Here is a 22,977-nt window from a genome sequence, read left to right on the forward strand (position 1 = left end):
CGGACCGATGGGGTAAGTGTTTACTTACCTGCGGTGGGTGAGTATTCACTCACCACTGCTGTCCGCCTGCACGTCACCATGGGAGGAAGCCCTGTGACCTTTGTCCCGCCCGAGCCGCCGCACCTCGACCTGTACACCCGCAACGGGTTCACCGGTCCTGCCACCCCGATCGTTCGCGCCCAGTACACACCGCCCTACAGCCGCGTCCACGGCTCCTACGCGCCGCACCGCATGGAGGTGGGGGCCCTGGTCACCGGCCTGCCCGCGGAGCCGCGCGCACTGCCCGTTCCCCTGCTGGCGGGGGAGGGCGTGAGCGTCGAGGCCGCCCGCCGCGAGGTGCCCATGCCCTTCGCCCTGCGCAACGTCCGCGCCGACGAACTGCACTATGTGCTCCGCGGGCAGGCCCGCCTGGAGACCGACCACGGTGTCCTCGACGTGCACGCGGGGGACTTCGTCCTGCTGCCCCGCGCGGTCACCTACCGGTTCGGGGCCGTTGCCGAGCCGCTGGAGGAGATCGTCGTGGTCACCGAGGACCGGCTGAGCCTGCGGACGGACGACGACCCCGAGGTGCTGGACACCCGGCGCCACGTGGACACCCCCGCCCCCCAGGGCCCGCCGCCCGCGGCCGAGAAGGAATACGAGGTCGTGATCCGCCACGGCGACGGCCTCACCTCGTTCTTCCATCCGGTGGACCCGCTGCCGTGTCTGGCCGTCGAGGGCGCCCCCGCCGTGCGGCGGTTCCGCATCGAGGACGTGCACGCCCCCGACCCCGCCGCGCGGCCCGACCCCATGCCGGTCTGCCTGCTCGGCGACGACGCGACCCGAACGATGATCTACTCCGTGGGCAGCCGCCGCACCCCACGGCCGCCGGTCCACCGCAACGCCGACTACGACGAGGTGATCGTCTACGCCGCCGGTCCGGGGGCGTACGGAGCGGTGGACGCGCCGGGCACGCTGCTGTGGACGCCGAAGGGCGTGCCCCACCAGGGGCCGGAGGAGGACGTGCCGGGTGGATACCGCGCGTGGCTCCTGGAGACGCGCGCCTTCCTGTCCCCGACGCCCGCCGGCCGGGCCGTGGCACGGCTGATGGAGACCAGCGAATTCGGCGTGCACCCGTCGGCCGCCGAAACCCGTTGACCCGCTCGGCAACCGCGGCCCCGGTGACGACGAAAGCGCCCGGGCCCCGCCCCGGCCGACTCGCCGCCGCGATGCCGGGCAGTACGGCACTGGCCTGCGTCACCACGCCACGACTGTCGCCCTCGACCCGGCCGCGCTTGTTCGACCACGCGTCGGACACACCCACGGTCGTGCAGCGCGAGGTCAGTTGACACCGTCGTGAGGGTCGTAGGGCAGCGGAACGAGGCGGTAGTCCTGCGCGCGTTCGTTCAGCGGGCGGCCGACCTCGCTGCGCAGCCCCTCCATGTCCTGGCCGAGCTTTTCCCGATACACCGGCAGCATGTCCTGCGAGATCCACTGCCAGCGGGACTCGAAGTTCGCGATGTTGCCGGTGGGCAGCGGGGAGTCGAACGTGAGCGCGTCCGGGATGTCGACCTCGACCGGCCCCGCGCCCGGCAGGGCCGGTACCGGCATCCGGATCTGGTCAGGGAGATCGACCCGGACATCGTTCACCACCTCGCGGAACGGCCTGCCGTCCGGTACCGGCGACTCGGAGGTGACGCCGAGCATGTAGGTGACGGCGCGGCCGAGGTCCCGCTCCTGCATCGCGTCGTAATCGTCCTGGAGGATCATCTCCTGCTCACGCCGGAGCAGGGCCACGTTGCCCTGCTCGATGCGCTGCGGATCGCCGGAGGCGATGTCCTCCCAGGCGGTGAGCAACTGGGGGGAGAGCTCGCCCCCGGCGGCCAGGCGCCGCATCTCCTCGATCCCGCCGCGGTCGTAGGCCGCGTGCTGCCAGCCCATGTCCACGAAGATCTCCTTCTGCATGGCGACGAACGTGTCCTCGTAGTGGTCCAGCTCCGCCTCGCCGGCGGTGGCCAGCGCCATCGCCAGCCCCGGCGGCATCCCCGGCATGGCGGACGCGATCCACGCCAGGCGCTCGTCGCCGCTGAGCCCGCGCAGCACGTGCAGGTCCTGCATGCCCGCGTAGACCAGGCCACCGGCCAGCTTCGCCATGCCCGCCCACTGCAACTCGGGGTTGCGCAGGAACAGGTCGGCGTAGTACTCGTACACCCGTGTGATGCGGTCGTCGTTGAAGGACAGCCCCCGGGTGGTGTCCCAGGCGGCGGGGTCGATACCCAGTTGCCGGCAGAGCTCCAGGAACGCCTGCTCGTTGGCCCACCGGTCCATCTCCGTGGTGGAGAACAGCCCGAGCGGCCCCGCCGACACGTCGTGCCCGAGACGTCTCAGCTCGTCCGCCCGCTCCGCCATCAGCCGGCGGTACCTCTCGATCTCCGCCTCGATGTCGTCCCAGGTGGTGGCCGCGTCGCCCGCCGCGAGCCGGAGGTGCTTCTCCCGGATTCGCCCGGCCAGGTCATCCGGGAGGGCGTAGCCGTCCGAGGTCAGCGACGCCTGCACCATCTCACCGTTGTGGCTGACGATCAGCGGGGGCGGCTGTTCGGTGAACCAGACACGCCCCCGGTACTCCGCCAGCGCGTCGTTGAACGCCCGTGCCCAGCCGTTCCACTCCTCGGCGGCGGCCCCGAGGTGGTTGCCGTACTTGGTATCCAGCCCGCCGGGGTTGTGGATCAGCCCGCGGACGTCGTCCTTGGTCGCGAGTGCCAGGTTCATGGCGTGGACGAGGTGGCCGACCACGGCGTCGACATCGGCGCCGCCGTCCTGCAGGCCGCCTCGTGTCTCGTCTATGCGCGCCTCGCCGTCCACCAGCGCGGTACCGTCCAGCCCCCCGCCCCGCGCGGAGATCTCCGTGGCGCGCACGGCGAGGTCCTGCGCCCCCAGCGCCTCGGCCGCCGCCCGCCCGTAGGCGGCCGCGGCATCGGCGATCGCGTCGGCGTCGACCTCGGTGTCGAACTCGGTCTGCCGGGTCCACGGCCTCTTGCCGCCGGGTGCCGCCGCCTCGACATCGTCTCTCGTGAAGTGGAGGTTCGGGGGTTCCGGGGGCATGAGCGATCCACTCCCTACCAGCCGTGCGACGCGGTCGCGTGGACCGCCGGGTGGCGAGACCTTGGCAGACCGGCACCGGGAGGGGTCCCGGACCGGCGGCCCGGGAGCGCACGTACGCGTCGGTGTGATGCTCGATGGCCGTTTGGCGCTCGGTCCTCGTCGCCGGCTGGCCCCCGGTCGCCCTCCTGCTCCCTGTCGAACTGCTGGTTCCTCACCGGGCGGGTGGCCAGTCCGCCGGAGACGACGTTCCCGAGGGAGACCATCTTCGGGCGCGGGGCGTCGAGGAGTGCCAAGAAGTCGACCCGCGGAAGGTTCACCGGCCTCCGGCGGGACCTTCTCTGCCGACATCGGTGTCTGAACCTGCCGTGCCTCGTCCTCCGTGCGGTGGTGGGCCGGATTTCGGCAGTGCGGGTCCGGTAGCTGCTGCGAGCGAAGGACCGGCTGGCCCGCCTGCGTCGCCTGCTGGTCAGCAGCGGAGGGCGATGGGTGGCCGTCGCGGACGGCAGCGACGGCCCTCGCCCCTGAACGGTGATCTTCTGGAACGGGCCCGGATGGAAGACGCCCGTCATCGGCAGGAGCATCAGCGGCCGATCTCCGCGGAGACGCTGAGGAAGCGGCTTGACGTCGGGGCGAAAAAGTCCCGGGCGTCGGTCGATACCGTACGCCGGGAGGCGGCTGACGCCGAGAAGGGGAGCCCCGGGCAGGAGTCCGGCCAGCGGCGGGCCGATGACTCGGTGTCGGCCGGGAGAGGATAGGCCGGGTCCGGTCGGGCGCTCCTTGGGTCGAACTGCCCGTTCGCCAGGGAGACTTGCGCGATGGCCTGCCCCCTGTTCAGGGAGCACTCACTACCGGTGGATGCACGCCCCGGGCAGACACCCGCGCGTTCACCACCCTCGACCGGCTACACCACCTCACGGGACGTGACCTTACCGACCGCGGGAGCTCGTGTACCTGCTCTGAACTGCGGCGATTCGTAGACTACATGTTCGTGACGATGGGACGGGGTGGCTGCAGCAACTCGTGCCGCAGCAGGCGGCATTCGCTCTGTCGATGGCCTCGTGCAGGCGCGGAAACCTGTTGTGATACGTTCGGCGGCGCCGTGCGCTGCTGTGAACTGAGGAGGTGAGACCGATCAACGCTGTGACAGGTCGGGACTCCCTCCATTGCATGGCCTAGGGAGTGCCCGCGGAAGGCATCCCGAAAGGCTTGAAACGCTATGCGCTTCGCCTCTGAGGCGTCGTTTGACGGCGTCTGCGAACAGCTCTTTACCCTCGGTGAGATTCCCGGCGTGCTGTGGACGCCGGCAGGTGCCGCCGGGACTCGTCCCCTGATCCTTATGGGACACGGCGGCGGCCAGCACAAGAAGGCCCCTGGCATCGTGGCCCGTGCGCGCAACTTCGTGGCCGAGTGTGGTTTCGCGGTGGCGGCGGTCGACGTGCCCGGCCATGGCGACCGGCCGAAGGATGAGGAGTACGACCGGATCGCGACCGAGAACCGGGCGCGCGTGGATGCTGGCGAGGAGCTGGCTCCGCTGGTCGCTGGGTTCCAGGCGCTCGTAGCTCGCCAGACCGTCCCGGAGTGGCGGGCGGTCCTGGACGCGGTCCAGGGACTCGACCACGTCGGCACTGGTCCGGTGGGCTATTGGGGTGTGTCGTTGGGTTGCGGACTCGGCGTTCCGTTCGTTGCCGCCGAGCCTCGGGTCGGCGCGGCGGTGCTGGGCTTGGGCGGGGCGCTGGCATCGGCCGAGGCTGCCGCGCGGATCACCGTCCCGGTGGAGTTCCTGGTGCAGTGGGACGATGAGCGGGTGCCGCGGGCTCAGAGCTTGGCACTGTTCGAGGCCCTGGCCTCGGCCGAGAAGACGCTGCATGCCAACCCCGGCAAGCACGGGGAGATCCCGGCATTCGAGCTGGACAGCACGCTGCGGTTCTTCGCCAGGCACCTCGGCTGATACCGCCGCCCGCAGTCCGTGACGCGCTGAGCGGGATCGGATCCCGCTCAGCGCATCGGGGGCTGGTGGGATGGCCCGTCCACCGGGACGGTGGACGGGCCATGAGATGCCGGAGGGATGTAATCAGGCCGGTGGTTCCGGCCGGTGAGGCGGGCTTCGAGGTCGGCGACGCGCCGGTCCGGAAGCGGAGGTTGGATCGGGCGGCTTTGAGCCGCTCGTCGAGGGTGCGGATGTCGGCGGTCAGTTGGCGGACCCTTTGCTTGAGGGTGGTGTTCTCCGTGGTGATCCGCTGGACGGCCTCTTCGGTCCACTCGGCTCCCAAGCCCCGGATCTGGCCGAGGAGTTCACCGATTCGGGTGCGCCGGGCGAGGATCTCGGCCTGGGCGGCCTTGAGCGCGCCCTCGGCGTTCAGCGCGCGCTCGCGCCAGGTTGCCTCGCGCTCGTCGACCTGCCCGACGAGCATCCGAGTCCGGCGATCACCTGCCTCGGCCATCGCGGAGGCGATGGCGGCCCGGGCCTCGGGGTTGGCATAGAGGAAGGTGCGTGTCCCGGCATCGCGCTGCCGACGCCAGAGCATCTCGTGGGCCGAGCACAGGTCGCCGTGGCCCATCGTGGTCCGTTCGCAGTCCGTGACCAGACAGTTCGTACGGTAGACGGGGTGATCGGGCGGGATCGTGATGACGTCCGGACGGAACAGCGGGTCGGAGGATGGCGCGTTGATCAGCGCGGGTCTCGGTGCGTTCGGCGTGCTCGGACCAGATGGGGCGGTGACAGGGGTGGTAGGTGGCCTGCGGGCAGCGGGCGGAGTCACACATCCCGACCAGTGGACGGTCTGCGGTCGGGGTGCCGGCCAGCTTGAGGCAGAGCGTCCGGGACGGGTCGGTGAACCAGCAGTAGTTCGCCGGGCCGAGGTGGAGGACCTTGGCGCGTTTGGTCAGGAGGTTGAGCCCGTCGCGGTCACTGCGCTGGGTCTTTGGCGCCTTCGCAGCGGTCGCGTCGAGTTTGGCGTCGATGTGCGCGAAGAACTCGGTGAGGCTGCGGGCGCCGGGACCAGCTGGGAGGATGCCCTGCTGGTAGTTTTGGGACTCGGCGAACACGAGGTCGAGATTCCGGTCGCTCTCGTGCTTGTTGACCGATTCCGGCGAAGGCACGCTCGCAGGTGGCTGTGTCAGTTTCCGAGGGAGTCATTTCGGAGCGACTTCGGGAGTCATTCTGGGGCGGGCATCGTGATCAATGTCAGTGACCTCGGACCGCCGCTTCGCGTTCAGCTCTTGCTGCCGTGAGTGAGCTCTTGACCCTCACGTGGCGTCAGGCTGCATAGTCGGTGCCGTGGAGGATCACTGGACCGTGGGACGCGTAGCCGAGCTGGCCGGCGTGAGCGTCCGCACGCTGCATCACTATGACGAGGTCAGGCTCGTTCGGCCGTCGGCGCGGACCGCGGCCGGGTACCGGGCCTATTCGGCGGGCGACGTGGAGCGGCTGCGGGAGGTGCTGGCCTATCGGCGGTTGGGTTTCGGGCTGCGGGAAATTGCGGATCTGGTCGGCGACCCGTCCACCGACGCGGTCGCGCACCTGCGCCGACTGCGCGGCCTGATGCTGGAGCGGCGTGATCGCGTTGACGCCATGGTGGCGGCCATCGACAGGGAACTTGAGGCACGGGCGAAGGGACTGAAGGTGACACCGGGGGAGCAACTGGAGATGCTCGGTGCGCGGCTGTACGACGCGATCGGCGGCGCTTACACCGCGACACGGCGTACCGAGCCGCGGATCGCCGCGCGGATCTTGGACGCGCTCGGGGACGCGCAGACGGTGCTGAACGTCGGGGCCGGCACCGGCTCCTACGAGCCTGCTGATCGCGCCGTGACCGCGGTGGAGCCGTCGGCGGTCATGCGGTCGCAGCGGCCTGCCGGCTCGGCACCGTGCGTGGCCGCCGCCGCGGAGAGCCTGCCGTTCGAGGACCAGTCCTTCGACGTCGCGATGGCCGTCTCCACCGTTCACCACTGGGGGGACCCGATAGCGGGGCTGCGCGAGATGCGGCGTGTGGCCCGACGTGTGGTGGTGCTCACGTTCGACACCGACGAACCTGGATGGCAGGACCGGTTCTGGCTTACCCGCGACTACCTGCCCGAGTTCGCCGCCGTCCTCGCAGAGTTTCCCTCGCTTGCGGGGATGGCCGACTCGATCGGCGCCCGCGCTGAGCCGGTGCCCATCCCGTGGGACTGCACCGACGGCCTGTTCGAGGCGTACTGGCGCCGGCCGGGTGCGTATCTGGAGGATCACGTGCGCCGTGCGATGTCGGTGTGGACGAGGGTCGGGTCGGAGGCCGAGCAGCGGGCGGTGCGAAGCCTCAGCGACGACCTCGACTCCGGCCGGTGGGCCAGGCGCAACAGTGACCTCGTCGACCTCGACGCGGCAGATCTCGGCCTCCGCCTGCTCAAAACGTGACCCGCGCCGCAGGTTCAGCGTCATGGCAGCTCCTGGACGAGCCGCTGGTTCGGGCGATGCGCTTGAGCTCTCCGCAACGGCCGCAGAGGCGTCGTGGCCGACGGCGTCGGTTGTAGCAGAGGTGACAGAGTGCGTCGTCGTCAACGAGGGCGGCTGCTGCTGTCTTTCCGCAGCCCACGCAGTGTGCGTCGGACGTTACACGGTATGGGGCACGACGTCCTCGGCCTGTACGCCACTGGCCACACCGATGGACGAGTGGGACTGCGGGTGCGAGTAGTTGCGGTGCAGAAAGTGCCGCCGAAATTGATCAGGCGTGGCCGGTACATACGCGAAAGACCGTGTCATCAGTCGCAAAGGGATGGCACCCCTATGACGCATCTGGCGGTGTGCGTGGGACGTACACGGACGGTTGCCATGAGAGTGTCGGTATGCCATCCGGGTCCAGACCATACGGCCATCGCCTGACGAGTTGCTCCCTCTCTTGGGCCATGTCGCTGCCGAAGTCGGCGGCCTGCCGGAGAAGGTCTTCGGCGCCAGCCCGGTCCCCGGCTTTCGCCCGCATGTCCGCCAGGCGAGACAGGGCAACGGTGCTGCCGTGGTCGGCGGCGCGGCGGCGGAGGTGGTGGGCCCATTCCAGCCGATGGCGTTTGTCGGCTGCTTCGGCGAGTTGGTGCAGGTCATCGGGGTGGGTGAGGTGGGTGTGGGCGGCGTGCCAGAAGGATCCGGGCGGGCATAGGTGGCGGCGGCTGGTCCGGCCGTGTTGTTCGAGGTAGTCGGCGAGCCGAAACTGTGGCCCCGCCGCCTGCGGTGCCACAGTTCCGGCGCCAGGGGTGGTGGTGGGCGGACGCCGTGGGGGGCGCGGGTTGGTACGGGGCAGAGGTGCCTGTTTGCCGTGGACAAGCTTGGCGAGTTCGGCATAGGCCCGTTCTGCCCAGTTGTCCGTGAGCTGGTCATAGTCGCTCTGGCTGAGGTAGTCGGTGGCCGCGTCGGTGAGAAAGGCTTGCGGAAGGTGCAGGCCGACGCCGAGGCGGCGCGCGTCCATCGCGGCGTGCAACAGTGCCTTGGCGGCTGGGCTGGCGTGTTGGTAGCGGTTGAGGAGTTCGGGGGCACCGGCCAGGTCCTGGGTGAGGCGTCCGTCGGTGCGGGCGCGGGTGAGGGTGTCGGCCAGCAGCCGGTCACCTTCCTCAGCAAGGACAGCAGCGGCAGACAGGGCCGGGGCGTCGAAGGCGTCGGGGACGGCCAGGGTCCGGCCGGCGAGCAACTCCCTTACCCGGCTGTACGGATCCGCTTCGCCCGGTCTGGGCAGGGCGTTGTACTGGGCTTCGTACTCGGGCCAGAGTGTGCCCAGCACGAGGACGGGCCCGCGCTCCGGTCTGACCAGCAGGTGGTGCACGGCCGCCGCGATCTGCTCGCCCAGCGCACGGTCGCCGAGATAGTGCTGGGCCTCGTTCAGCCACACCACCGTGCGGGGCCGGACGTGGTGCAGCTGCTCCAGCGCGGCCTGCGCGCGGTCCGGGTGGAAGGGATGCCACAGCCACCACCCTTGATCGGCGAGGGGCTGAACCGCCTCCCAGCACGCCCGAGTCTTGCCCGTGGACGAAGTGCCGACCAGTACCACGAGTCGGCTGCGGCTGGCCTTCGCGTCGCGGACCGCTTCGGCCAGCACCCGGTCATGCTCGCGGGGCACGTATCCGGGCAGCGCCCGCTCCGCGCTCGCTTCAGAACTTGCTGCCGTCGTGCCGGGTCCGGCAGGATGAACCTCCAGGTCGTGCGGCTCCCACTCGCCGATCGGGCGGCCCGGCCCGTCGGCGGTGACCGTGCCCGCCTCCTGCGCCGCGGTCCGTTGCAAGTCCAGCAGATCTGGGACCGGCAGCCTCAGTGCGCGGGCCAGTGCTGCCACCGTCTCCGCAGACGGCACGGGCTTCCTGGGCGAGAGTGCTTCCGACACGGTGGTCCGCCCGAGACCTGCCCGCTGAGCGAGCTGCTGTTGGTTCAGCCGGGCTTGCGCCACCCCGTCGGCCACCCTCCTGCGCAGTTCGGTGAGTGCCGAGCCATGGCCGTTCTGCTCGTCATTCATGCGCCTGCCCCCGCGACCCGATGTGTTCGACGGTGTTCATTCTCGTCCCGGCGAACCCCGGCGCACAGCAGCTCCACGACCTTGGACCATGTCAACGCCCCACCTTCTACCGGGAGTCCGTCGTGGCCGTCGTTCTTCTATACACCCTACTCGTGACCGTCGTCGCACTGCTGACCGCTGCCTGCGCAGGCAAGCTCGCCCGGATGGACGGCGCCACCTTCCCCACCGCTCTCGCCCGAGCCGCCACCACCTTTGCCACGGTGGTCACCCTCGCCGCCACCGTGACCGCGGCCCTCACCGCACTTCCCACCTGAACGCCTCATCCAGAGGAGCGGAACCGCAGCAAGATCAATCTTGCCGTGACTTCCTGTACCGCAACTACTCAGGCCCGGGGAGGCCCATGAGTTCACGGAATCCGAGGGTTCTTTACCATGAGCCTGCGGGTGCGATGCTCTGATTCTGGGGGATGAGCCAGTGGGTTCACAGGCAACTCGACCTGGGTCCTCTTGTCTGCCTCACGGTGCAAGGTAGTCATGGCCCGGCACGCGTCTGAACTTCTCCCAGGGCAGAGAAGACGATTCGTCAGATGGCAGTGCCGGACAATGAAACATCCCGCTCTCTGGGCGGTGGTCCTCAGCCTTCGACCTGCCGTCAGAAGGCTGCGATGGAGAAAGGCCCTTGCGGCAGCGGATCGTTGACAGGTGGAACCGCCTCGGGCTCGCTGGCAAGGCGGGTGTGATCGTGATCAGTAGCGTGGCCGCTGCGGTGGTCACAGGTCTCATCGCGTCTTCTAACACCCGCACCACTGCGGCCGGTGCAGTCGAGGAAGAGGGCACCGACTCACCCCGCCCGCTGGTGGACCAACCACGCTGGCGGCTACTACGTGTGCAGTCACCAGGGGTGCCGCAAGAAGGTAAACCCGACCATCCTCGGTCACGACTGCTGCGGCCGCTGCTGGCCCGGGACTGCCTGAGCGCTGCGCAACGCGACTACGACGGCCCCGGTGGCTTCTCTCACAACTACTTCGAGGGGCTCATGCGCCCTGGCGTCTGCACCGTCTGCGGCGAACCGCCCGAGGAACACCCCTGGGAGTTCGACTCCCTCACCGGCCGGCGCCACCCCGCCGACTGACCCGCGCCCGGCGATGTCGCCCAGCTCCCTGACAACTACCCGTCAGTTACCCCTCCCCTTCGGGCCGCGGAGGAGTCCGGGGCCCGAAGCGCTGATTCGGCTTCGGCGGCCTGCTCCAGCAGACCCCATGCGGAGTCCGCGTAGCGCATCGCGGTCTTCTCGTCGAGCCCGAAGACCTCCGCGAGGTGAAGCGGGGCAGGCCCATGGGTCAGGGCCCCTTCGAGCTGTCGGTCGACACGGGGCCGCTCCAGAGTGGCGTCCTGCCTCGCATCGGTGCGCTGATCCAGTGATTGCCGGCCCGGCCGGTTGTGTTGGCGGTCTGGTTGTTGATCAGCAGGTGGAGGTTCGCGGTACTCGGCCACCGGCGCCGCCGGTGGTCCAGCCAATCGATCAGAAGCTTCAGGGTGAGGTCGTCGAGAGGCCGGGCGCGTCCGGCGACGGTCAGGCGGCGGTTGCCGAGAACGACGTCGTCGAGCATGAAGGCGGCGATCTGGGCGACTCGGGCGGCGTGGATCGCCGCGAGGACGAGAACGAGCCGCGCCGCCGGTGTCATCGCAGCCGCGACGGAGCGCTCGACCTGCTCGGGGAGGAGCGGTTGCAGCACGGCGTACTCATTCTGCCCGTCCTTGATCCGGCTGGTGGGGTTGCAGAAGATCAGCCTCTGCCGTTTGGCCCAGGTGAAACTTCTCTGCACTTTCCCCTTCCCTGGACGGGTCGCACAGCTCTCCGGCCTGGATTCCGGTGGCCTCCCGAACCCTTTCGCCGTCGGTGACCGTGATCCAGCCGGTGATGCGGCAGACGGCGTCGCGCCAGACGTCGACATCGTCGAGGCGGATGACGCTCACGACGCCCTCACCTCCCCAGCCGTCGTCCGCGTCCCAGGGAGAGTAGAGCAGTGTGTTCCCGTCGGACGAGGCGGCGAGGAAGTCGCCGCCGGTGCTGGCCTGCCAACGGGCAGTCGGAGCTGCGGAGTCGTGGTCATAGACTCGGACTTGGCCGGCGCTGGCGAGTTGGAAGCGGCCGTCTGACCGCAGGGACGGTGCGATCACGAACTGGTCGGGGCAGCCGGCGCAGATCTCGGTAGGCCCCGTCAACCGGCGCGCGGGGGCGCCGTCGGACGGTGACGGGATGCGCCACTGCTCCCACGAGGTGCCGCGTCGCACGACAATCAGGTGCTGCTCGTCGCGGGGGTTGAAGGTCACGGTGTTGACGCGTTCGCCTGTGTCGATGCGAAGCTCGGGCACCTCGCGGTCGGCTCGCACGTCCACCACCCGTACCTCGGGACCGCCGTTGACGACGGCGATATGACCGTCCCGCGCCGCAGAGGTGATGCGGAGCGACTCAGCGTGGAGTGGGTCGTCGCTGAGCAGCCCGAGGTCGGCCAGGTCGACGTGATCGGTTCGCCGGCCGGTTCTGGGGTCCCACCGTTCCACCAAGCTTCCCGACCGGGTGACCAGTCGGCCGTCCTCCTGGAAGATGATCTCGACCCCGGGTGCGGAATTGGGGTGCGGCTCCGTGGGCGGCGGCGTCACCCGGATGTCGGTGACGGGGTCAAGTGTCTCGATGTCACGGATCAGGATCCAGCCTTCCTCGGTCATGAGGTCGGCCATCAGCCCTGCATGTTCGGAGATTGGCGTGGCAGTGGTGCGGTCTGGAACGAAGGTGGCACCCGACCGCTCCACTTCCGCCAGTTCCTCACGTTCCTCGCCGGGGAGCTCGCTGATGTCGTTCAGGATGAGGGAAGAGTCGTCGGCGGACCCGTCACCGTTGCCGTCGTAGGTGTAGGCGAGCATCCGGTCACCGTCCCGGAGGAGGCGGAACGAGGCGAACTCGGGTTCCGGGGTGGTGGGCTGCTCGATCAACACCACGGCGTCGGAGTCCGCGACGAGGTGGAAGTACCGGTCGCCGTCCTGAAGGATTTCCCCGAGGGTGGTGTGGTCGAAGCCGCTGGTCAGCACGTTCCCTGGGGCTTCCGGCAGGAGAACCGCCTCTCCGTCTCCTGACAGTCGGTACACCCTGGGTACCACCGCCCCGTTCGACACGTACTGGCCGGTGTGGTCGAGTGCGGGCGTGTCCGTGAGACAGGCGTTCGGGATCGAGGTGTGGATGGTCTCATTGGCGCGACCCACGAGCAGCGTCCCGTCATGGCCACAGACGGCTATCGTGGTGCCGTCCCCGGAGAACGTGGTGCCTGCGGCGTCCTCGACCACCGTGGTGGTCTCACCGGACCGCAGGTCGACCCTGAGCACGTCGCGCTGAAAGGCTCCCACCTCGACCAACACGAAGTTCGGGTCGCGGCCGAACCACACGTTCTCGATGGCGACTTCTCCCTCGATGGTGATGGGCTCCGCGACAGTGCCCGCCTCCAGGTCCCAGCGGACCAACTGGTTGCCCAGGGACTCCGCCGCCACGATTCGATCGCTGTCCTGGGAAACGGCGACCATCCGCTGACCTGGACTCAGGTCCATTTCGTCCATGGAGAACTCGTGACCGGGCAGCGTGTGCTTTTCGTCGAGGTCATCCGAGGGATACCAGACGAGGGCGCCGGAGCGGGTCACATACCCGATGCGATCCCCGTCCCGTGACACGAAGGGGTAGATCGCATAGTCGTCGCCGAACGGCAAAGGTTCGCGGTGCAACTGGTCAGCCCTGTCCCGACGGAACAGGGTGGCCTGCCCCTGCCGGCCGCTGGTCAGTATCACCCGCCCGTCGCGGCTTGCCGCGACGCGCCGCACGCCGCCACGCGCCCCGGACATCACCAGCTCGGTGTTTCCGTAGGTGACGTACGTCTGGAGCAGCGCGTCGCGGGCTTCGTCTGTGGGCGCCCGCTCGTACGCCGCCAGCGCGTAGATACCCGCGAGCGTGGGATCGGTGGCCAGCACGGTGGCGGAGGACGCGGCGAGGGCACGGGAGTCGGACTCGGCGTCGCGGGTCGCACTGACCCGGGTCTGGTAGGCGAAGAGCGCCGTCAGGACGGCGATGACCACGACGACCGTGCCCGCCGAGCCGAACAGGCCGCGGCGCACGCGTTGTTGACGGCCATGACGCGCCCAGCCCCGGTCGAGGAAGTCCAGCGCCGCGGCGTCGATGTCGTCGCGGCGCTCGGCGATCCACGGCTCGGCGGCCGCCAGGGCCGTGGCACCGGGCAGCAGGTCGTTCGGGGTCCTTTCTGCCACCCAACGCTCGCGGTCCTGCCGCAGCCGCTCGTACCAGGCGAGGAAGTCCCGGTCGGCCTCCGCCCACCGCTGCAGCCGTGGCCAGCCGCTGATAAGTGCCTCGTGGGCCAGCTCGACGCTCTCACCGAACCGGGTGTCCGCCTCCGTCGCGGGCGGTGCGATCACTAGCAGCCGCTGGTCGGCCAAGGTCCGCGCGGCGGCCCACTCGCCGGGGGCGAGTTCGGCCCGGCGCACGGTGCGGCGGATCGGCGAGTGGGTGCCTGGCGGCAGCCGGATCAGCCGGATCAGCAACCGGCGGACGTGTGCGGCTGCCTCCTCGTCCACGCCGTCAGCGGTGTACTGCCGCCAGGCGCGCTCCGCCCGCTGGGCGAGCGCCCCGTGCACCCCACCGAGCTGAGCGTACGTCTGCTGGGTCAGGCGTCCGGTGCGCTGCTCGCGCCACAGCTGGTCGAGGGTGAACCCCAGTAGTGGCAGCACGCCCACGGCGTTGCCGACGTCCCCGACGATCCGGTCGACCAGCCCATCCTGGTAGGAGACGGCCGGCACCCGCGCCACCGGGCCGGTCACTGCCTCCCGGACCTGGCCGGCCGTCATCTGTGGCAGCAGGAAGGTGGCGCCGCGCACTGCGCGGCCCAGTAGCGGGTTCTCCTCGACCGCTGGCAGAAAGTCCACCCGGAGGGTCGTCAGGATCCGTAGGCCCTCTGGTGGGTCGTCACCGAACAGCAGGGCGAGCGCCGGTGCGGCATCCACGTGGGTGAGCAGTTCCTCCAGCTGGTCCACGACGACAACCAGGCCGTCGACGCCCCGCGTGGCGCGAATCTGGTCCACGAGGTCGGGCAGGCCCCCCTCGGTCAACTCGCGGCGCGTCGAGCGGATCGCCTCCCGCTGCGCCGCGCCTTGTAACTCGGGCTGGACCAGCGAGGTGAGGCCGGTGGCGAGCGCTCCGAGCAGGTCGCGGGTGCGTGGGAGCACGCAGGTGGCCATGCCCGCCGCGCGCAGCCTGGGCACGACGCCGGCTCGGACCACGGAGGACTTGCCGCAGCCCGAGGCGCCGAGCACGGTCAACAGCGGATGGTCGAGTATCAGGCGCGTGATCTGCCCCGTCTCCCGTTCCCGGCCGAAGAAGGCCGCGGCATCGCTCTCCTGGTACGCCTCCAGACCGGGGAACGGGGACGGCAGGCCGACCACGTCGCGTAGTGAAGGGGATGCGGCGACCAGCCGCTCGGTGGGGATGAGGAACGCCACCGGGTGGCCGAGGTCGGCCGCGACGACCATGCCGACCACGGCGGCCACCTCGTCATCCCAGACCGGCGCTCCACTGAAGCCCCGGCGGACAGCGTAGCGGCCGTCGGTGGCCTGCTCGAACTGGAGCCAGCCGTTACCCTGCTGCTGCCGCAGCACCGCGGCGTGCCAGACGCCCTGGTCGTGGTTCCTGGGAAAGCCGAGCGTCCTCGCCCGATGGCCCCACAGCAGGTCCCCTGTCTCCACCAGGGGCACCGGCCGCGTGCCGGGCAACGGCGCGCCCAGCTCCAGCACGGCGACGTCCGCGTCGGGATGCCACTCGCGAACGGTGGCGGGGAAGGGACCGGGACCATCGGCGACACCAACATCCACCATGACCTGCGGACCGGGCCCAGCGCCGCCCGCCCCGATCACGTGGGCGCAGGTGACCGCCAACCGCTCGGCCACCAGGAAGGCCGCGCCAGCGACCGCGCCGTCGTCACGCAGCACGCGCAGAACGCCGCCTGCCAACGGCGCCGGCTCGGGCGCGGTCACGGCTGGTCCTGCCGCCGGTGCCAGGTCAGCGTGACGGAGAAGTTTGCCTCCCCCGCAGTGGTGGCGATCAGCACGTCCGCTTCGGCCGTCAGCGAGATACCGAAGTCGAGGCCGACCTCGTCAGGCGGTCGCTCCATGTCCGACAGACGCGCCACGAACCGTTCGGCGACGGGGCGGACGACGCCCAGCATCGCGTCCAGAGACTGAGCCGCCCGCCCGACGGGCGGCTCCCCGGCCCTGCCAACCGGCACCACACCCAGCTCAGGATCCGCCCCCGTCTCCCGAACCTGCACGAGCACGCTCTCGTCGCCGTCATCGGTCACCGGTAACTCAACCGCACGCATGAGAAATCTTCCCCTCCCTCGCGACCATTACGAGGATATGTCAGAAATCACACGCCAGGGAGGCCACCCTGCCGTTCTCCTCGTCAGTCCCTTGTATGGGCACTTTGTGCTTGTGTCTCAGGCATTGTCGCGGGTTGTGCCCCACCGCTTCGCACTCTGTAGCGAAAAAGAGGGCAGCGACATGACCGACCCCGGCGATGAAAGGAGGGCTGCGTGACCATCACCTTTGCCTTCGCGGGCCGATGCTCCACCGAAGACCAGCAAGACCCCGTCGCATCAAGGAACTGGCAGCTCACGCGCGCGCAGGCCCTCACGGCCGCCCACGGCCGCGACCGCCACCGTTCCGGCATCGCCTGGTCCAAGAGCGCCGTCCGCACGATCCTGGCCAATCCTCGCTACACCGGCCACGAGGTCCGGAACAAACAGCGCAAGGAAGAATCGCTCATCGACGTCGAGGACGTCGCCCTGGGGCACCGGACCAAGCAGACCTGGAACGACAAGAACGACTGGGTCTTCTCCGAAGAGCCCGCCCACCCCGCCCTCATCACCAAGGGGACCTTCGAGCGGGCCCAGCGGCGCCTGGCCTCCCGCGGTCCCGCCTCCACCGGCCGCCACGTACGCACCCAGCACCCCTACGCCTTCAAAAGACTGATCACCCACCGCACTTGCGGCCGGCGCATGCACGGCAACTGGGTCCGCGACGAGGCGTACTACCGCTGCCGCTTCCCCGCCGAATACGCCATCGCCAACAAGATCGACCACCCGCGCAGCGCCTATGTCCGCGAAGCCGACCTCATCGACCCGCTGGACACCTGGCTGGCCGGAGTCTTCGCCCCCGACCGGATCGAGCACTCCCTCACCGCGATGGAAGACACTCAGCCGCGGGAGGACCCGCAGGCCGAAGCTCTCCGGCGGACCGTGGCCGAGTGCGACCGCAAGCCGGCCCGGCACCGCGCCGCGCTGGAAGCGGGAGCCGATCCCGCTCTCGTCGCCTCCTGGAGCCGCGAGATCCAGGCCGAGCGCCTCGCGGCAGAGACTCGGCTGAAGCAGCTCAAGGGCCCCACCGGCCCCGCGCGGCGAATGTCCCGCCAGGAGATCCGCGACCTCGTCGACGCCCTCGGCGGACTGCTGAACGCCCTGCGTCAGGCCGACCCGGCGGACAAGGCGGAGGTGTACCGCCATCCGGGGCTACGCTTGAACTACGACCATGAAAAACAAGAGGTGCTGGCCGAGTCCCGGCCAGCACCACGCGTGGGCGTACTGGTCGTGTCCGAGGGGGGACTTGAACCCCCACGCCCTTAATCGGGCACTAGCACCTCAAGCTAGCGCGTCTGCCATTCCGCCACCCGGACGGGGTGTGTGTCGCCTGGGCGTGCGCCCCGGTGACGACGTGGGAAACCATAGCAAAGTCCTGGCGTGGTGATCTCCCCGGGCATCGGGGGCAGTGGGCCTTGGGGTGGGTGGGGGGACGGGGGAGTATGGGGGCCGAGCCCACAGCAGGAGGAGGCAGCGTGAGCCAGTCGAGCCCGACACCGGATCATGACGGAGGCAGCCGGCGCGCGGAGGAGGAGGTGGTCGGTCTCTGCCGCGACCTCATCCGGATCGATACCAGCAACTACGGGGACGACTCCGGGCCGGGGGAGCGGGCCGCCGCCGAGTACGTGGCCGAGCAGCTCGCCGAGGTCGGGCTCGAACCGCGGATCTTCGAGTCGCGGCCCGGCCGCGCGTCCACCGTGGCGCGGATCGAGGGTGCCGATCCCTCCCGGCCCGCGCTGCTCATCCACGGGCACACCGACGTGGTGCCCGCCAATGCCGAGGACTGGACGCACCACCCGTTCTCCGGGGAGATCGCGGACGGCTGTGTGTGGGGGCGGGGCGCCGTCGACATGAAGGACATGGACGCGATGACCCTCGCCGTCGTGCGCGAGAGGCTGCGCACGGGCCGCAAGCCGCCCCGGGACGTCGTGGTGGCCTTCCTCGCGGACGAGGAGGCGGGAGGCGTGTACGGGGCGCGTCATCTCGTCGATCATCACCCGGAGCTGTTCGAGGGGGTCGACGAGGCGATCAGCGAGGTCGGCGGCTTCTCGTTCACCGTGAACGAGAACCTGCGGCTTTACCTCGTCGAGACGGCGCAGAAGGGCATGCACTGGATGCGCCTGACCGTCGATGGCACGGCGGGGCACGGATCGATGACGAACAACGACAATGCGATCACCGAGCTGTGCGAGGCGGTGGCGCGGCTCGGGCGGCACAAGTTCCCGGTCCGGGTCACCAAGACCGTGCGGTCCTTCCTGGACGAGCTGTCCGACGCCCTGGGCACCGAGCTGGACCCGGAGAACATGGAGGAGACGCTGGCCAGGCTCGGCGGCATCGCCAAGATCATCGGGGCGACGCTCCAGAACACGGCGGCGCCCACGCAGCTCGGCGCCGGGTACAAGGTGAACGTGATTCCCGGGCAGGCCACCGCGCACGTCGACGGGCGGTTCCTCCCCGGTTTCGAGGAGGAGTTCCTGGCCGACCTGGACCGGCTGCTCGGGCCGCGGGTCAGGCGCGAGGACGTGCACGCCGACAAGGCGCTGGAGACCACGTTCGACGGGGCGCTGGTCGAGGCCATGCAGTCCGCGCTGCAGGCGGAGGACCCGATCGCCCGTGCCGTTCCGTACATGCTGTCGGGCGGGACGGACGCGAAGTCCTTCGACGATCTCGGCATCAGGGGTTTCGGGTTCGCGCCGTTGAAGCTGCCCCCGGAGTTGGACTTCGCCGGGATGTTCCACGGTGTGGACGAGCGGGTGCCCGTTGACGGACTGAAATTCGGCGTTCGGGTGCTGGACCGATTTCTGGACCAATGCTGAGCTTTTGCGACCGGTCATAATCGATCAGGCGTCCGGTGTTCCTCAAGGTGAGTGAAAGACCGGAACGTTTCGTGCCCTCGTTTCACTCCTCCTCGTTGCAGCAAGTGCAGTCCCCGGCTGGGACCGCATTGTCAACAAGGAGGAAGAATGATCAAGAAGGTCGTCGCTGTTGCGGCTGCCACCGGCGGTCTGATGCTGGCTGGGTCGGGTCTGGCGCTCGCGGAGTCCAACGCCGGAGGGGCCGCTGTCGGTTCTCCTGGTGTCCTCTCCGGGAACGTCGTGGAGGTGCCGATCAACCTCCCGATCACCGTCTGCGGGAACACGATTGACATCATCGGCGTGCTGAACCCGGCCTTTGGCAACACCTGCATCGTCAAGTGAGGTTCTGCCCCACTTCTTGAGGGCTTGAGCCGCGGCCCCGGAGGACGAGCACCGCTCACTCCGGGGCCGTTCCGGCTGCACAGTCAGGCCGCGGGTGCCCTCACACCCCCACCCCGCGTCCATGAGAATCGAGGCAGGGGAATCACCATGCGACAGGTCACGAAAAAGGGCCTGATCACCGTAGCCGCCGCGGGCGGTCTGCTCGGCCTGGCGGCCGGCTCGGCACAAGCCGAGTCGAACGCGGGCGGCGCCGCCGCGAATTCGCCCGGGGTGGCCTCGGGCAACACCATTCAGGCACCGGTCAACGCGCCGGTCACGCTCTGCGGGAACACCGTGAACGTGGTCGGTGTGCTCAACCCGGCGTTCGGCAACAACTGCGTCGTCGGCGGCGGCTCCGGCGGCGGCCCCGGTGGCCCTGGCGGGGGCGGTGGCGGTGGCGCCGAGGCGAGCGGAACGGCGGCCGGGTCTCCCGGCGTGGCTTCGGGCAACAACATCCAGGCGCCGGTCAACGCACCGGTGACCGCGTGCGGGAACAGCGTCTCGGTCGTGGGCGTGCTCAACCCCGTGTTCGGCAACGGCTGCGCCGTCGACGCCGAGGCGCCTGCGCCGCCTGCGCCACCTGCGCCCCCGGTCTCGCCGGAGGCTCCCGAGGAGCCGACCGACCCGGCCCCACCGGCCGAGCCGGTGGACGAGGAGCCGGCTCCGCTGCCCGCCGACCCGGCGCCGGAGGCGGTCCCGGTCAGCGACGCTCAGGACCCGGCCGGTGAACTGGCGGCGACGGGCGGCGGCCTGCCGGTCGCCGGGGTACTCCCGCTGGGTGCCGGCTTGCTGTTCGGCGGTGTGGTGCTCTACCGGCGCGGCCGGCTGGCGCGCCAGGGCTGATCCACGAAGGTACGGATACGACGAGTGGGCCCCGCCCGTTGGCGGGGCCCACTCGTCACCATGTGGCTCGCAGTTGACGGATGATGCGACGTCGCAGCCTCACCCGGCGGCTGCCGTCCGGATACAGGCGGAGCCGGGCCAGCTCCCAGTGGCCGTACTCCGCGTGATCGGTCAGCAGGCGGGTGGCGGCGGCACGGGAGACCCCCCGTGGCACGTACACATCGCGAAACTCATATTCCGGCATCGTATCTATTGTGCGGGCAAGCCCTGGATGCCGATACCGTCTGCACCATGTCTGATGCTGTGCAGCCGACCGCTGCCGAAGTCCGCGCCGCCGCCGACGCGCTCAAAGAGGCGATCGACCGGCATCTCGCCGCCATCGAACGGCGAGCCGAGGCGCCTGAGGCGGAGGCCGAGGCGGACGCCGCGGTGTTCGCCGCATTCAACGAGATGGCCGCCGCGGGCGAGGCGTACGACGAGCTGCTGTACGACGCCTACGACGAGGTCACCCCGTTCGAGGTGCCGGAAACGGACGGGGGAGCGGTGTACGCGGGGCCGGAGGAGCCGGACGCCCTGAGCGTCTTCATCCGGCGGGACTACACGGTGGTCGAGCCGCGGCGGCTGCTGGCGCAGGCACAGCGCGTAGCGGAGCTGGACCCGGACGCCACCGACGGAGACGAGGCGGATGGCGAGGAGGGCGCGGGCCGGAGCATGCAGACCGCGCTCGGCGTGCTGTTCGGCGAGTTCGACCCGGACGAGATCGCCAGCAGATACAAGGAGTTCGGCCTCGACGAGGGCGACTCGACGCTCTGGGTGACGGCCGGCGACGAGCCGGCGGAGCCCGGCGAGTGGCTGACCGCCCCCTTCGAGTCGGTCGATCCCGAAAGCGTCATCTGCCGCTTCGACATCAGCGAAGCCTTCGAGGAGGACGACCTGGACCCCGCCGACTGACGGCCCTCAGGGGGCCGGCGCCGCGGAGGCCGCCTGCTCGCTCAGCAGCGCGCGCAGGCGGGTCGTGCGCGGGTGCGCGGGCGGCTCGGCGACCGCCCGTGCCAGGCCCGGCCCGGTGCCCTGTACGACGGACAGGTGGCGCTCCCCGCGGCTGAACGCCGTGTACACCCAGGCGCGGTCGATCGCGGCCGAGGCGTCGCCCGGCAGGACCACGACCGCGGCGGGCCAGCGGCTGCCCGCCGCCTGATGCGCCGTCAGCGCCCAGCCGTGCCGCACCGTGTCGGCCACCCGCTCCTTCGCCACACGGAACCTGCCGTCCACCCCGTCGAGCCACAGGCCCTCGCCGTCCGCGTCGGCCACGGTCGCCAGGCGCGTGTGCCCCGGGGCGGGGGAGTGGGCGACCCGGTCCCCCGGATCGAAGCCGCCGAACGTGCCCGGCCCCGGATTCAGCCGCTCCTTCAGCGCCGCGTTGAGCGCGCGGGTCCCCGCCGCGCCACCGTGCCCCGGCGTGATCACGCGCACGTCCGCCGCCGGCACCCCGAAGGCGCGCGGCACCGAATCGGTGACCAACTGGGCCGTGCGGTGAACGGCCTCGCCCGCGTCGCGCACCGGCACGATCACCACCTCCTTGTCCGGGGCGGCGACTTGGTGCAGCTCGCCCACGCCGATCCCCGAGATCAGCTCGCCCACCGGGCCGGGGTCCGGCGTTCTGGAACGGACGTGCGGCGCGCAGCCGGCGGCCAGCACATCGGCCAGGACCTGGCCCGGGCCGGCCGCGCCGAGCAGCTGCGGATCGCCGCTGAGCACCAGGCGCGCGCCGTCCGGCAGCGACTCCACCAGGGCGGCCGCGGCCTCGGCGCCGAGCCGGTCGCTGTCCAGCACGGCCAGCAGGTCGACGGCGAACAGCCCGTCCTCGTCGCGTCCGGGGCCCTCGGCGCCGTCGAGCAGCCCGCCGACGGTCACGGCCGCGTCGGCGGGCAGCAGGGCGGCGAGCCGCCGTCTGCCGTCCTCGGTGTGTGCCGCGGCGCAGGCGCGCAGGCCGAGCGCGCGTGCGGCCGCGACGAGCGCGGCCGGCTCGGCGCGCGCCGCCTCGCCGCCCGTGTGGACGACGAGGGCGCTGCGGGCCGCGGCGCCGATCAGCTCGGTGGCGGAGGGCGACGGCGCCGCGGCAGCCGCCGCGGCCCAGTCCTGGCCGCCGTCGGCCGCGGGCCCGAACGTGCCGCGCAGCCGGGAGAGGCCGTCCGCCAGGCTCTCCTCGGCGAGCGCGTACCTCTCGAGGCCGAGCAGCACGGACACGGGCGGAGCCTCGTCCTCGCCGGCCGCAGGGCCGCCCGGCAGCGGGTGCTGGAAGACCAGGACCGTACCGGCCTCGATGGCGTCGCGGACGGCCGCGTCGGGGTCGGGCACCGCGTGCTCGGCCAGGCTTCTCGCGACGGACGCGGGCTCGAGCGCGGTGTGCCCGGCCGCGGCGGCCCGCTCCATCAGCCATGCCGTGAGCGCCCGCGTCCTGCGCTCGTCCCCCGGCGCGCACTCGGGCCCGAGCAGCGCGCGGGCGAATCCGTCGGCCTGCTCGGGGCGCACGCCGTCCACGGCGAGCAGCCGCCACGGATCGGCCGCCAGCTCCTCGGCGGCGCCCTCGCCCAGAGCGGCCACCACCCGCGGGGCCAGGGCGTCCGGCGCGCCGCCTCGCGCGAGCAGCTCCGGAACGGCGGCGGGAACGGCCGCCGGGCGGGCCGCTCCCGCCGCCGCCCCGCCGGGCCGCACGCCGCCTGGCCGCGTCGCGGCGGGCCTGGGCGGCGGGGGCGCGGGCCGGGTGAAGAACGAGGCGGCCGGCCGCTCGCCGGTCTCCACGGCGCGTACGGCCGCGCGCAGTTCTGCTGCGGGGTCCTTGGCGGCCGCAGCCGCGGCCGCGGGCTCGTCGGCGGGCACGGCG

17 protein-coding genes and 1 tRNA gene are annotated in these 22,977 nt (G+C 70.7%); 10 read left to right on the top strand and 8 right to left on the bottom strand.

Annotated features, from left to right (window positions below; translation table 11 throughout):
* The first annotated feature begins 93 nt into the window (after window positions 1-93).
* Window positions 94-1,137, top strand: coding sequence for a cupin domain-containing protein (locus STBA_RS31435; RefSeq protein ID WP_079252260.1), 1,044 nt, complete (start codon window positions 94-96; stop codon window positions 1,135-1,137).
* A 183-nt stretch (window positions 1,138-1,320) separates the two neighbouring features.
* On the opposite strand, the gene STBA_RS31440 is transcribed toward STBA_RS31435, so the two are convergent.
* Window positions 1,321-3,081 (bottom strand): hypothetical protein, encoded by a 1,761-nt coding sequence (locus STBA_RS31440; RefSeq protein WP_077062417.1) that lies wholly within the window; start codon window positions 3,079-3,081, stop codon window positions 1,321-1,323.
* A gap of 1,216 nt (window positions 3,082-4,297) precedes the next feature.
* Between STBA_RS31440 and STBA_RS31450 the strand changes: the two genes are divergently transcribed.
* Window positions 4,298-5,029 carry an alpha/beta hydrolase gene (locus STBA_RS31450; protein ID WP_077062419.1) on the top strand — a complete coding sequence of 244 codons (732 nt, stop codon included), beginning with the start codon at window positions 4,298-4,300 and terminating at the stop codon, window positions 5,027-5,029.
* Between the two features lie 1,347 nt (window positions 5,030-6,376).
* Window positions 6,377-7,474, top strand: coding sequence for a MerR family transcriptional regulator (locus tag STBA_RS31465; RefSeq protein WP_077063747.1), 1,098 nt, complete (start codon window positions 6,377-6,379; stop codon window positions 7,472-7,474).
* Window positions 7,475-7,841: 367 nt separating this feature from the next.
* On the opposite strand, the gene STBA_RS31470 is transcribed toward STBA_RS31465, so the two are convergent.
* Window positions 7,842-9,551, bottom strand: coding sequence for a helix-turn-helix transcriptional regulator (locus STBA_RS31470; RefSeq protein WP_077062420.1), 1,710 nt, complete (start codon window positions 9,549-9,551; stop codon window positions 7,842-7,844).
* Between the two features lie 152 nt (window positions 9,552-9,703).
* On the opposite strand from STBA_RS31470, the gene STBA_RS31475 reads away from it, so the two are divergent.
* Together STBA_RS31475 and STBA_RS37420 are read left to right on the top strand one after the other, a co-directional pair.
* Window positions 9,704-9,865: a hypothetical protein gene (locus STBA_RS31475; RefSeq protein WP_216355997.1), complete on the top strand. Its 162-nt coding sequence runs from the start codon at window positions 9,704-9,706 to the stop codon at window positions 9,863-9,865.
* A 586-nt stretch (window positions 9,866-10,451) separates the two neighbouring features.
* Complete coding sequence (locus STBA_RS37420; RefSeq protein WP_143659594.1) at window positions 10,452-10,682, top strand: hypothetical protein; 231 nt, start codon at window positions 10,452-10,454, stop codon at window positions 10,680-10,682.
* Between the two features lie 208 nt (window positions 10,683-10,890).
* Here the strand turns inward: STBA_RS37420 and STBA_RS31480 are convergent, their stop codons facing one another.
* Genes STBA_RS31480 through STBA_RS31490 form a run of 3 tightly spaced genes read right to left on the bottom strand, consistent with a single transcriptional unit; the run spans window position 10,891 to window position 15,957 of the window.
* Entirely contained in the window at window positions 10,891-11,286 is a 396-nt protein-coding gene (locus STBA_RS31480; protein WP_253195141.1) for a hypothetical protein, read from the bottom strand.
* A gap of 7 nt (window positions 11,287-11,293) precedes the next feature.
* Window positions 11,294-15,634, bottom strand: coding sequence for a trypsin-like peptidase domain-containing protein (locus tag STBA_RS31485; RefSeq protein ID WP_077062422.1), 4,341 nt, complete (start codon window positions 15,632-15,634; stop codon window positions 11,294-11,296).
* Window positions 15,631-15,957 (bottom strand): CU044_2847 family protein, encoded by a 327-nt coding sequence (locus STBA_RS31490; RefSeq protein ID WP_253195143.1) that lies wholly within the window; start codon window positions 15,955-15,957, stop codon window positions 15,631-15,633. The genes STBA_RS31485 and STBA_RS31490 overlap by 4 nt, the downstream gene beginning before the upstream one ends.
* A gap of 234 nt (window positions 15,958-16,191) precedes the next feature.
* Between STBA_RS31490 and STBA_RS31495 the strand changes: the two genes are divergently transcribed.
* Entirely contained in the window at window positions 16,192-17,280 is a 1,089-nt protein-coding gene (locus tag STBA_RS31495; RefSeq protein ID WP_077062424.1) for a recombinase family protein, read from the top strand.
* On the opposite strand, the gene STBA_RS31500 is transcribed toward STBA_RS31495, so the two are convergent.
* A tRNA-Leu gene (locus STBA_RS31500) sits at window positions 17,246-17,330 on the bottom strand. The two genes, STBA_RS31495 and STBA_RS31500, sit on opposite strands and share 35 nt — an antisense overlap.
* 126 nt (window positions 17,331-17,456) lie before the next feature.
* Here STBA_RS31500 and STBA_RS31505 point away from each other — a divergent pair.
* The 3 genes from STBA_RS31505 (at window position 17,457) to STBA_RS31515 (ending at window position 20,093) form a co-directional block, all read left to right on the top strand.
* Window positions 17,457-18,830 (top strand): M20/M25/M40 family metallo-hydrolase, encoded by a 1,374-nt coding sequence (locus STBA_RS31505; RefSeq protein WP_253195145.1) that lies wholly within the window; start codon window positions 17,457-17,459, stop codon window positions 18,828-18,830.
* Window positions 18,831-18,977: 147 nt separating this feature from the next.
* A complete protein-coding gene (locus tag STBA_RS31510; RefSeq protein ID WP_077062426.1) occupies window positions 18,978-19,211 on the top strand; it encodes a chaplin in 234 nt (77 codons plus the stop codon).
* A gap of 147 nt (window positions 19,212-19,358) precedes the next feature.
* A complete protein-coding gene (locus STBA_RS31515) occupies window positions 19,359-20,093 on the top strand; it encodes a chaplin (protein ID WP_077062427.1) in 735 nt (244 codons plus the stop codon).
* A 55-nt stretch (window positions 20,094-20,148) separates the two neighbouring features.
* Here STBA_RS31515 and STBA_RS31520 read toward each other — a convergent pair whose 3' ends face one another.
* Entirely contained in the window at window positions 20,149-20,337 is a 189-nt protein-coding gene (locus STBA_RS31520) for a DUF5703 family protein (protein ID WP_077062428.1), read from the bottom strand.
* Between the two features lie 47 nt (window positions 20,338-20,384).
* Here STBA_RS31520 and STBA_RS31525 point away from each other — a divergent pair, with 47 nt between their 5' ends.
* Window positions 20,385-21,044, top strand: a complete 660-nt coding sequence (locus STBA_RS31525) for a hypothetical protein (protein WP_077062429.1) — start codon at window positions 20,385-20,387, stop codon at window positions 21,042-21,044.
* Between the two features lie 6 nt (window positions 21,045-21,050).
* Here STBA_RS31525 and STBA_RS31530 read toward each other — a convergent pair whose 3' ends face one another.
* Window positions 21,051-22,973 (bottom strand): helix-hairpin-helix domain-containing protein, encoded by a 1,923-nt coding sequence (locus STBA_RS31530; RefSeq protein ID WP_077063748.1) that lies wholly within the window; start codon window positions 22,971-22,973, stop codon window positions 21,051-21,053.
* Between the last annotated feature and the right edge of the window lie 4 nt (window positions 22,974-22,977).

Source organism: Streptomyces sp. MP131-18 (genome assembly GCF_001984575.1).
In the GTDB taxonomy this organism is placed as follows: Bacteria; Actinomycetota; Actinomycetes; order Streptomycetales; family Streptomycetaceae; genus Streptomyces; species Streptomyces johnsoniae.